9 protein-coding genes and 1 pseudogene are annotated in these 10,674 nt (G+C 46.6%); 1 reads left to right on the forward strand and 9 read right to left on the reverse strand.

The genetic code is table 11. The features are described from left to right. Positions 1 to 164: 164 nt before the first annotated feature. Positions 165 to 914, reverse strand: coding sequence for an SIMPL domain-containing protein (locus IM507_RS12790; RefSeq protein ID WP_002754107.1), 750 nt, complete (start codon positions 912 to 914; stop codon positions 165 to 167). Between the two features lie 34 nt (positions 915 to 948). On the opposite strand from IM507_RS12790, the gene IM507_RS12795 reads away from it, so the two are divergent. Next, positions 949 to 1,110 carry a hypothetical protein gene (locus tag IM507_RS12795; RefSeq protein WP_176721679.1) on the forward strand — a complete coding sequence of 54 codons (162 nt, stop codon included), beginning with the start codon at positions 949 to 951 and terminating at the stop codon, positions 1,108 to 1,110. Positions 1,111 to 1,376: 266 nt separating this feature from the next. Here the strand turns inward: IM507_RS12795 and eno are convergent, their stop codons facing one another. The 8 genes and pseudogenes from eno to IM507_RS12835 all read right to left on the reverse strand — a co-directional run. Further along, the gene (gene eno / locus IM507_RS12800; protein WP_002736475.1) at positions 1,377 to 2,675 is read right to left on the reverse strand and encodes a phosphopyruvate hydratase; all 1,299 of its coding nucleotides are present in this window, start codon (positions 2,673 to 2,675) and stop codon (positions 1,377 to 1,379) included. Positions 2,676 to 2,721: 46 nt separating this feature from the next. Continuing rightward, positions 2,722 to 3,483, reverse strand: a complete 762-nt coding sequence (locus tag IM507_RS12805; RefSeq protein WP_190537978.1) for a DUF3887 domain-containing protein — start codon at positions 3,481 to 3,483, stop codon at positions 2,722 to 2,724. A gap of 115 nt (positions 3,484 to 3,598) precedes the next feature. After that, entirely contained in the window at positions 3,599 to 5,677 is a 2,079-nt protein-coding gene (gene glgX / locus IM507_RS12810; RefSeq protein WP_287637120.1) for a glycogen debranching protein GlgX, read from the reverse strand. Positions 5,678 to 5,912: 235 nt separating this feature from the next. Next, complete coding sequence (locus tag IM507_RS12815; protein WP_130757657.1) at positions 5,913 to 6,191, reverse strand: UPF0175 family protein; 279 nt, start codon at positions 6,189 to 6,191, stop codon at positions 5,913 to 5,915. Between the two features lie 143 nt (positions 6,192 to 6,334). Beyond that, on the reverse strand, positions 6,335 to 6,643 hold the full coding sequence (locus IM507_RS12820; protein WP_103113381.1) for a hypothetical protein: 309 nt from the start codon (positions 6,641 to 6,643) through the stop codon (positions 6,335 to 6,337). Positions 6,644 to 6,650: 7 nt separating this feature from the next. Continuing rightward, on the reverse strand, positions 6,651 to 7,190 hold the full coding sequence (locus IM507_RS12825; protein WP_287637123.1) for a hypothetical protein: 540 nt from the start codon (positions 7,188 to 7,190) through the stop codon (positions 6,651 to 6,653). A 3-nt stretch (positions 7,191 to 7,193) separates the two neighbouring features. Then, positions 7,194 to 10,232: a CHAT domain-containing protein gene (locus IM507_RS12830; RefSeq protein ID WP_287637124.1), complete on the reverse strand. Its 3,039-nt coding sequence runs from the start codon at positions 10,230 to 10,232 to the stop codon at positions 7,194 to 7,196. 117 nt (positions 10,233 to 10,349) lie between these two features. Next, positions 10,350 to 10,674: pseudogene (locus IM507_RS12835) on the reverse strand (Rpn family recombination-promoting nuclease/putative transposase); the annotation flags it as partial.

Below are 10,674 nucleotides of genomic sequence, written 5' to 3' on the forward strand. Positions count from 1 at the left end.
ACCAGTTTTGAGGTGGCCAATTACCTAATTTTCAGGGAAAAAGTCCAGGGATTTTCCCCCTGATCACTCCCATGCCTGGTACTTTTTGATTGACAAAAAGTCTAAAAGTCTTACCCAACAAGGTTTTTAGATTTTTTCAGCAAACCCTAGGTAAAGGCTATAATTCACTCGATCCCGAACGTCACCGAAACCACTGCGGTAATATCTTTGTCGATCGAGGAAGTGTCGTAAATTCCCGAATCGCTCACGTCAGTGGAATTGCGCGAGGTGATCTGAAAAACTCCCGTTTTCGCATCGCGCACCCTTCCCACCCGACTGCCGGTACTACTAGCGATCGCCTCAGCCCTCGCTCTCGCATCTTTGGTCGCCGCCGCCACCATTTCCACCCGCAGCTTATCCAGTTGGGTGTAAAGATATTGGGGAGGTTCAGAGACGAGGTTAATTCCCTCCTCAATCAATTCCGTTACCTGCCTAGAAAGTTCCGTGTAACGGGCCACATCGCTCGCTCGGATCTCGAAGCGTTGGGTGAGACGATAGGCGAGAATTTGCCCGGTTTCCTGGCCGTTAACTGTTACTTCGGGAATCGCCATCGTCTCGATCGCGTTGGTGGTGATTGCGTCTTCGGGAACTTGTTTTTCTTTGAGATAAGCTCGTATCCGCTGGGTTTGCCGGATCAGATCGCGGTAGGCATCTTGGGCGGTAGGTTGTTGACTGGAAACCGATAAACGCCAGAGAAGATAATCGGATGTAATCGCCCTTTTGGCCGAACCAGTGACGACAAAAACATCGCTCGCCCGTTTCACCGCCAAGAACGAGCGTGCCGCTATCCACGAACTCAAGACGAGAGCGATCGATAGCACTGATAAACCCGCGAACACCTGTGGGAAACGTCGAAATATAGAACTGTCTTTCATCATCCCCATCCTAGAAATCCGACGTTTCTATCCTATGCTAGTAGCGAGTGCCTTGAAATTATTATTTACAAAAATCAATGGAGGTCGCAATCTGACGGGATGCTTTCCCTTCCCCAAAAACTCCCTAGCGCTGACGGCGACAACGCCCGATAAGTTCAGCTTGACCATGGAATGGGCTTTATCCCCCTCTGTTTAACCCGAACTGTGGTTAAATAAATACTTCGCCGAAAAAGGTTTCAGCGAAGTACCACAATAGTCAGTGACCAGTTATCAGTTATCAGTACCTTTACTATAACACCTTTGATCCAAAAATCATAGCTTGGTGCAAAAAAAAGGCCACAAATAAATACTTCGCCGAAAAAGGTTTCAGCGAAGTACCACAATAGTCAGTGACCAGTTATCAGTTATCAGTACCTTTAGCATAACACCCTTTTTCGATCACTGCAAGACTTTTTGCAAATTTTAGGCCAAGAATTTTGGACCTAAACCGACTTTCGGCGCGTACACCGCCCGATCGCCCAATTCTTCTTCGATGCGTAATAAGCGATTATACTTAGCCACCCGTTCACTGCGACTGAGAGAACCGGTTTTAATCTGTCCGGCATTAGTGGCCACCGCTAGATCTGCGATCGTGGTGTCTTCCGTTTCTCCGGAACGATGACTGATGACAGAACGATAACCGTGACGAGTGGCCAGGGCGATCGTTTGTAGGGTTTCCGTCAAAGAACCGATCTGATTGAGTTTAATCAGGATCGAGTTAGCAATACCCAGATCGATCGCTTTTTGCAGACGGATGGGATTAGTCACCATCAAATCATCGCCCACCAACTGAATCCGCGCCCCCAGTTTATCGGTCAATAATTTCCAGTTATCCCAATCCTCCTCGTGTAAACCGTCTTCAATAGAAATAATCGGATAGCGATCGACTAAACTGGCCAAAAAATCCACCATTTCGGCCGGAGAATGGGCCGAACCATCGTAGATGTATTGACCATCCTTATAGAATTCACTGGCGGCCACATCCATAGCTAAAGCCACCTCCGACCCCGGTTTATAACCAGCACGTTCGATCGATTCAATCAAAATATCCAAAGCTTCCTGATTTGAAGCCAAATTAGGAGCATAACCGCCCTCATCGCCCACACCAGTCAGTAATTTGCGTTCGTGCAAGGCCTTACCCAAAGCGGCGAATACTTCCGCTCCCCAACGCAAACCCTCCTTAAAAGAATCGGCCCCGATGGGGAAGATCATAAACTCCTGAAAATCGACGTTATTATCAGCGTGAGAACCACCATTGATCACGTTCATCATCGGGACGGGTAGTACATTGGCCATCGGACCACCGAGATAACGATAGAGAGGCAATCCCAGATCCGCCGCCGCTGCTTTGGCCGTAGCCAGAGAGACGGCTAGGATAGCATTAGCCCCTAATTCTCGTTTATTGGCCGTGCCATCGCGATGGATCATAGCTAAATCGATACTAGCTTGGTCGAAAGCATTCATCCCCTCCAAAACTGGGACAATTTTTTCGTGGACATTGCGAACCGCTTTCAGGACACCCTTACCACCGTAACGCTGGGGATCATCATCGCGTAATTCGTGGGCCTCAAAACTACCCGTAGAAGCGCCACTGGGAACCTGGGCCAAACCGAGCGCCCCCGATTCTAACAGCACTTCCGCTTCGATGGTGGGACGGCCGCGGGAATCTAGAATCTCCCTAGCTGCGATCGCTTCGATGGGAACTTCGATTTTATCTAACATAACTTATCGTCTCCAACTCAATTTACGGGGTAATTTCGGCTGATTACTAATTGCCTAAAGGGAAATCCACGTTGACAATCTGCTTTTGATCATCAAAAACGAGGATTAAAGTATCCGTCAGTTTTTCAAATTGAATCGTCACCAACACCAAATCCACACCGTCCGTATCCGCACCTTTTCTGACCTGAGTTCCCACGACCCGACGCACGGGGCCGGTACGCTTAAGTAAATTTTCCCAAGCGCCTTGCACTCTGGTGGGGAAAACCTCAGCTTTGAGAAAAGGGTGTAGATAGCCTCTGGCCAGGCCGTAGTCTTTATTGGCCAAAGCCTTGACAAAAGCATCGCCAATCTCAGAAATACTACGAAATTCGGGAAAATTGGCGGCAACTATCTGACCTGACTGGTTAAAGGTAATTACCACATCTTCAGTGAGTTTCTCAAATTCAACGGTGACAATCACCAGATTGGCATTGATAGCATCGAGTAGCTTGCTTTTGACAATGCGCTTAAACGGTCCAGTATGGTCAGTGACTTGGCTTTCCCAGACCTTTTGCAGTTTTTCGGCAGTCCAGAGGGGTTTTAGTTGGGGTGACAAAGCTGCAATAACTTTACCGTATTGTTTAGTTCCCAACCATTCCACTATCTGCCGAGCTTGCTTTTCTTCTCGAACGGGATCACCAAGAGCGATCGCAGTCGGTTCTAGGTTCGCCTGTACTGGTGAAGCGCTGAACGGAGTCCAAGGCAGGGAAAAACCAATTAAACACAAAGAGAGAATCGATACCCGTTTCGCTAATGAAAGCCGCATCATTTCAGCTATTGCTCCGCAAATAAATAACGTTTTTCCACTTGACGATTGAATTGATGCCATTGTTCATTAGTTAAAGCATTCAACATCGGTCGATCGAGCAATATCTCTCCCCTTGTTATACTGATTTAACGATTAAAACTACCGCCGAACGCGCTTGCACCCGATAATTTTCCGATTCAATAGCGGCGGCGGCATCTAAATCACAGGCTGCCTCGGACAATTGCCCAGCAGTATCAATGACGCGATGCCATTTTTCCCCTTGTCCCAAGGGTGGTAACTGGAAGTTGAGAGATTCCCAGTAAGCGTTGAGCATAATGTGTAAATACTCGTTTGCCTTAGGATGACGCAGGGAAAAAGCTAAACTGCGGGAATCTTCCGACCAATCGGGTTTACTCAACTGTACACCATGCCAACTGAGATGGGGTTCAAGACTGGTATAGGTGACTTCTAGCAATTTTTCTTGACGGAAAAGAGCTAATTTTTTATTAAAATCGATCAGTCTCCTTACGAAACACCAAAGATCGAACTCTTGCTCTACCGCACTCCAATCGAACCAACTTAACTGGTTATCCTGACAATAGGCGTTATTGTTGCCCTTTTGGGTGCGTCGCACTTCGTCCCCCATCAACAGCATAGGTGTTCCTTGGGAAATAAACAGGATCGTTAAGAGATTTTTTATTTGTTGCAGTCGCAGGGTTTTAATCCTCTCGTTATTGGTTTCCCCTTCTACCCCACAATTCCAGCTAAAATTATCGTTGCAACCGTCCCGATTCTCCTCGCCGTTAGCCTCGTTGTGTTTCTCGTCGTAGGAAACTAGATCGTTAAGGGTAAAGCCGTCGTGACAGGTAACAAAATTTATACTTCTATTGACATCGGTATCGGGTCTGTGGTATATGTCGGGGCTTCCTAAAATCCGCGCCGCTAATTTGCTGACTATGCCGGTATCTCCCCGGACAAAAGCGCGCACATCATCGCGAAAAGGACCATTCCACTCGGAAAACCAATCGGCAAATTCAACAAATTGACCGACACTATACAATCCTGCTGCATCCCAAGCTTCGGCGATTAATTTTGTGCCGGCTAAGACCGGATCCGATTCGATCGCCCAGATCATGTTATAACCTTTTTGCAGAATCGGTTCCCCGTCCACATTGCGCGATAATACGGCCGCCAGGTCAAAGCGAAAACCATCGACGTGCATTTCCGACACCCAATAGCGCAAACAATCGAGAATCATTTTGCCAACAATCGGATGACTGCCCTTGAGGGTGTTACCACAGCCGGTATAGTTGCTATAGAGGCTTTTATCGACCGCATCGAGGATGTAGTAGGTGCGATTATCGATACCTTTCAAGGAAAGAGTCGGCCCGGTTTCGTCCCCCTCGGCGGTATGATTGAAAACCACATCGAGAATCACTTCGATCCCCGCTTTGTGTAAAGCTTTCACCAGATCCCGAAATTCATTCAAAGGACCCAGGGGTGAGCGATCGCTACTGTAACCGGCATGGGGCGCAAAAAAGCTGATCGTGCTATAACCCCAATAGTTAGTTAACCCCGGCATGGCCGAAGCAGGATCAAAGTAATGAATCGGTAACAATTCCACGGCAGTAATGCCTAGGTTTTTCAAATAGGGTATTTTTTCGATTAATCCCGCAAAAGTACCTCTTTTTTCCTCGCTAACGCCGGAATTCGGGTTGCGAGTAAAGCCACCGACGTGCATTTCGTAGATAAAACTGGCAGAGTAGGGAGTGCGTAACGGTTTGTCATCTTCCCAATCATAGCAGCCCGGATCGACCACCAGACCCCGCAAAGCTCGATGACAATTATCGCCTTTTTCGCTGGCCGCTTGTCGATCATAAATTTCCGCACCGACAATCGCTTTCGCATAGGGATCGAGAACTACTTTATCAGGATCGAAGCGATGACCCTGGGCTGCATTATCTGGACCATAGACTCGATAAGCATACACTTGACTGGCTCCAATCCCGTGAACGAAAATATGCCAATAGAAAAAAGTGCGATTTTCTTGGGGATTGAGACGAATAATTTGACTAGGTTGCGGAGAATTAGCATCATCAAATAATAATAATTCGATCGCAGTGGCATACTTAGAAAATAGTGAGAAGTTGACACCATCGGCCAAGACAGTCGCACCGACGGGATGGCTTTTACCGTGATCGGTTTCTAAGGTCATTGTCAAGAGATAAGAAGTGATTAGGAGTAGTATAAGATTATTCGGCGTTGTTGAATTGGCGTACCATTATTCAGCAGACCCTAAGTAGGTAGGTGTTAAAAACCATCAGCGCCCCCTTATTAAGGGTAGTAGGGTTGATTCATGAATCAACCCTAGGATCAAGGGGGTATCAGCGCCCCCCTTATTAAGGGGATATCAAAGGCGAAATCTATCTTCAATTTAATTGAAACGACGATCAAAAAAGACTATGATCGTGTTTGTTGCGAAGTTGCTGAAGGGTTTTGCGATCGCTGTCTAGATCGACTTCATCGTAATGTAAATCGGCATCGTGGTTTTTCAAAAAAGCATCCACCACCCAACGAGAAGATAGACCTAAAATACTTCCGACCTCAGCACTGGTGATTTTTTCCGCTCGGTAGGCCTGCACCACCAAAGCCTCTAAAATTTCACGGGTAAGATTATTGTAGTTGTAATGTTGAAGCAATTCATCGGGAATATCGATAGTAATTTTCATGATTTAGCTTCCTTTTTTTTGGGGGTTACTGATAATGTTTATAGAACTTAGGTTGAGTTAAAGCATGAAACCCAACGCTTATTCTACACCTTCTCAACAGGATTTAGTATAACTTTTGGATATGGATAAAGCTGGCATTTCTATTACTTCGCTTCAAATAATTTACAAATCTCTTTAATAGAAATATAGATACCGAGAACAGCACCTAGCAAAAGAGGGATTTGACTATCCGAACCAAGGCATTTCTGAAAATTTTCATCGGTTAACACTTTATAGACGACCTTAACTAGGGTAAATGCAGTCCACAAAGTTAACCCAGAAACAAAAAGAATTTCTAGATAAGATTTATTGTTTCCCCGTCTTGGCTGTTTTTTTGTAACCAGTGCCACGCTTGCGGTAATGACCAAGGTTCCGATTAACAAAAGAAAGTTTTCAATGTTAACAATCTTCATCAAAAATTTATGCTGATTTTGTTTTCCTAAAGGTAATATACCATCCGCAGCCGGCCGCTAATATCGCACCAATAACCGCACCGTAAACTCCCGCAATCGATCCCCCTAGGGCCGCACCTCCCACCGTTACCACCATCAGGCGATCGGCTTTATCCCAAAATCGAGGGGAATCAGCACCCTCGCGATCAAGGGGGGATCCAGCTAATTTTTGGGCAGTTTTTACCCAATCTTGGCTAGGAATAACATCATTAATAAATAGGGACTCGAAATCTAAACTATCGGGAAAAATGACGCTTAAACTTTTGGTGCGTTCTTGGTTAGCATAGGCTGCGTCTAACTCTTCGATCGCTTTTTTATAAGCTTTTTCTAGGGGGGGAAAATCCTTGACAAGTTGCCGCAATTGTGTTGCTGCCTGGGGTTGTTCTTCCCTTAATAATCGTTCAATTTCTTTGAGCGATCGCTGTAGATATTCTGGCAAGGGTTCAGTCTGCTGTGCGAGGGCGATTAGCAGCGCTTCAAGATCGATAATTGTTTTGGGAATTTCCATAAGTTAGTCCTGTCCAGTCAGGGTATAGGCCGCCCAATGGTAAGGATCACTATATTCTGTTAGTTGATCTAGCCCTATTGTACTGCCTTCCTTCAAAGTATTCGCCGCCCTCACCTCCAGTCGATCGACCCCTTCCCTTAGGTCGGGAAGTTGTCCAAGTTGCTCGATCCAGTTAGCTAGTTGCTGCCAAGTGATATTTTTTAACCAATTTTGTGTATTTTTCAGAGCTAGGGCCGGGGATTCACCCGCTAATAATCTTTGATAGAAGTTAACCATAAACCAAGCACTAGAAATCTCCTTCACCGGCCAGAGGGTACTGACCACATTAGTCGCACCCGCTGCCCGGAAAGCACTGACGAGGCCGACGTATTCGGTAGTAATGCCATCCTTACCGGTGAGAGCGGTTTCACAGGCAGCCAGACAGACGAGACGGTAACTAGAGAGGTTGAGCTTGTTGATATCCCGGACAGTCAATAAACCATCGCTAAGGGCGATCGCAGACTCCTGGGGACGAAAAGAGTCATAAAAGCCGTGACCAGTGAAATGAAAGGTTTTATGGGCATTTTCGAGGGCTTTGCGGACGTTTTCCCGTGATGCCTTTTTCGGGCTAATTCTCTGGCTCGGTTGCAGGATATGGCTAATAATCGCTGATTCCAGTTGGGCGAAATCCATGGGTTTTTGTTCCGTTTTGGGGTCTTCGACGCTGAGGAGGGGAGAATAGGAGAAATCGCCGGACTGGGGACGCAAACCGACCTGAGCAGAGGGGAGATAGGTGGCGGTGTATTTTTCGGGGAAGAGGGTATGTAGGGGGAAGCGGTGCAGATCCCGGTGGGGGATGAGAATCAGGGAATCAACGGAAACCGGCAAAGGTTCGAGAATTTTATCGATCTGTAAAATCCGCTTTAATTGGGCAAAACGGCTGTTAAGTGACAATCTCCAGGGGTGATTTTGTTTATTCTCCGTTTCTTTTTTACTGGCATAGTCGCGGTATTGTTTATCCCATTCGGTTAACCAAGTCCGAAACTGTCGCGCTGGTTGACGGCGTTGTTCTGGCTCGACAATGACCGGATCAGCCTCTGCGGTGATAATAAAGGTGGTGAGATTGTCCTCGCTGAGATACCAGTAGATAATCGCCTTATTCGGACTGGTCAGGCTTTGGATGGTGGCATAATCGGGACTGGTGGGGTTTTCTTGCCAATTATCGAGAATCCAAGTCAAACAACGATTTTTATAAAATTCTGCCTGTTCAATTGCGTCTAGGGGATGATTTTCCTCGATCAGTAAATCGATTTCTAGGTGACTAAAACTGCTGAATTTTCTCTCAAAAGCCGGTTTATCGCGTTTCTGGGCGCGTAGTCGAGTGAAAAGGTGGCGCCCCTGTTGTTGATAGAATCGCGCTTCAGGGATTTCCTGTAGGGAAAGATGAGCGCGGATCAATCCTTGCAGAATTTTTAAATGATCTTCCGGGAAGTCTTTTTCGCTGAGAATCGGTAAAGCGATTTGATAATGTCGGATCGCTTCGCGCCAATAGGGACTAGCATTCTCTTTATATCGGGAATGTTCCAGATAAGCGTCCCCTAGATAGCGATAAATTTGCCCCCACGGAGGCGATCCTTGAATGAGGTGGGGAAGTGCCTCCCGGAGGGCGAAAATATGGGGTTCTCGGTCATTAAGGGCTACTATCGGTTTACGGTAAATGAGAGCTTCTAGACTAGGAGTAGAAATGCGATTTTTACTCAGAGAACAAACGGCCCACCCTCGGCCGTACCAAGCTTCATGCTTATCGGGTTTAAATTCTAAAGCGCGATCGTAGGATGCGATCGCTTCTGCCAATCTGCCTAATTTATGCAACGCAACCCCTCGGTTGTGCCAAGCTTCATGCTTATCGGGTTTAATTTCTAAAGCTTTGTCGTAAGATGCGATCGCTTGTTCAAATCTGCCTAAATCAGCTAACGCAATCCCTCGGTAGTTCCAAGCATCATGGTAATCGGGTTTAATTTCTAAAGCTCGATCAAAGGATGCGATCGCTTGTTCAAATCTGCCTAAATTACCTAACTCATTCCCTAGGTTGTACCAAGCTTCATGGAAATCGGGTTTAATTTCTAAAGCTCGATCGTAGGATGCGATCGCTTGTTCAAATCTGCCTAAATTACCTAACGCAATCCCTCGGTTGTCCCAAGCTTCATGGTAATCGGGTTTAATTTCTAAAGCTCGATCGTAAGATGCGATCGCTTGTCCAAATCTGCCTAAATTACCTAACGCATTCCCTCGGTTGTCCCAAGCTTCATGGAAATCGGGTTTAATTTCTAAAGCTCGATCGTAGGATGCGATCGCTTCTTCAAATCTGCCTAAATCAGCTAACGCAACCCCTCGGTTGTTCCAAGCTTCATGGTAATCGGGTTTAATTTCTAAAGCTCGATCGTAAGATGCGATCGCTTCTTCTAATCTGCCTAGATTATATAACGCAATCCCTCGGATCAACCAAGCTAGATGGAAATCGGGTTTAATTTCTAAAGCTTGGTCGTAGGATGCGATCGCGCCGATAAAATCCCCATTCATGTATTTCTGGGTTCCTTGCTCAAACCAGAATTCGGCATCCTGAACCACTTCCGTTAAATCCGTCTCCTTTGAGCATAGATTTTCCCCCTCCACACTGGAAACATCCCTCACCGCGTCGCGTAACTGGAGGCTAATCCGTTGGGACACTTCCCCCAGATTTCCCGTCATCACCTTGCCTAAAGCCGCCAGATCTCGCCCTAAAGTTTGATAATCTTCCGGATACTGTAGCCATTCCTCGCTTTTGACCTCTAACCACCGCGCCAGCTTTTTATCGTCACAATGGCGACTGTATAGCCATCCCCGTAACCCGCCGGTAGTGGTTCCCGCCGCCACCTGCTCGAATAACCCCATCAATATCCCTTCATATTCCCCATCGCTGGGTTCTGGAGGAGTATTTTTGACTTCTTTGGGGTTAATTGCCTTCGGACTGGCAATAAAGAGCGATTTTAGCCAATTCCAGAGCTTTTTTAGTAAGGATAGCATCGAAGAAAGGGGGAAAGGAAGATAAGGAAATTATATCTCTACTGCCGAAAGTCGTCCCTTTCGGGGTTCATACTCGTCCTAAAAGGGGAAATCAGCAATCAAACTTCTGAAAATACCCTAGCGATCGCTCTCTCCCAGCGAGCGAGCCACTTCTAAGACCTGTTCAAGAGATAATCCCAGAGAAGCGGCGATTTCTTGGGGATTAACCCCCGCTCGCAATAATAAGGGAACAGAAGCTAATTTTCCGGTGATTTCCCCTTCTTGACGACCTTCTTGACGACCTTCTTGGCGACCTTCTTGACGACCTTCTTGACGACCTTCTTGGCGACCTTCTTGACGACCTTCTTGGCGACCTTCTTGACGACCTTCCTCTAGGGCCTCCTGAAACACACGCGTCTGTCTTAACTCGCTTAAACTAAACATAGCTTCTATCTCCTTTCGA

Origin of the sequence: Microcystis sp. M20BS1 (assembly GCF_020245305.1) — a bacterium.
In the GTDB taxonomy this organism is placed as follows: Bacteria; Cyanobacteriota; Cyanobacteriia; order Cyanobacteriales; family Microcystaceae; genus Microcystis; species Microcystis ichthyoblabe_A.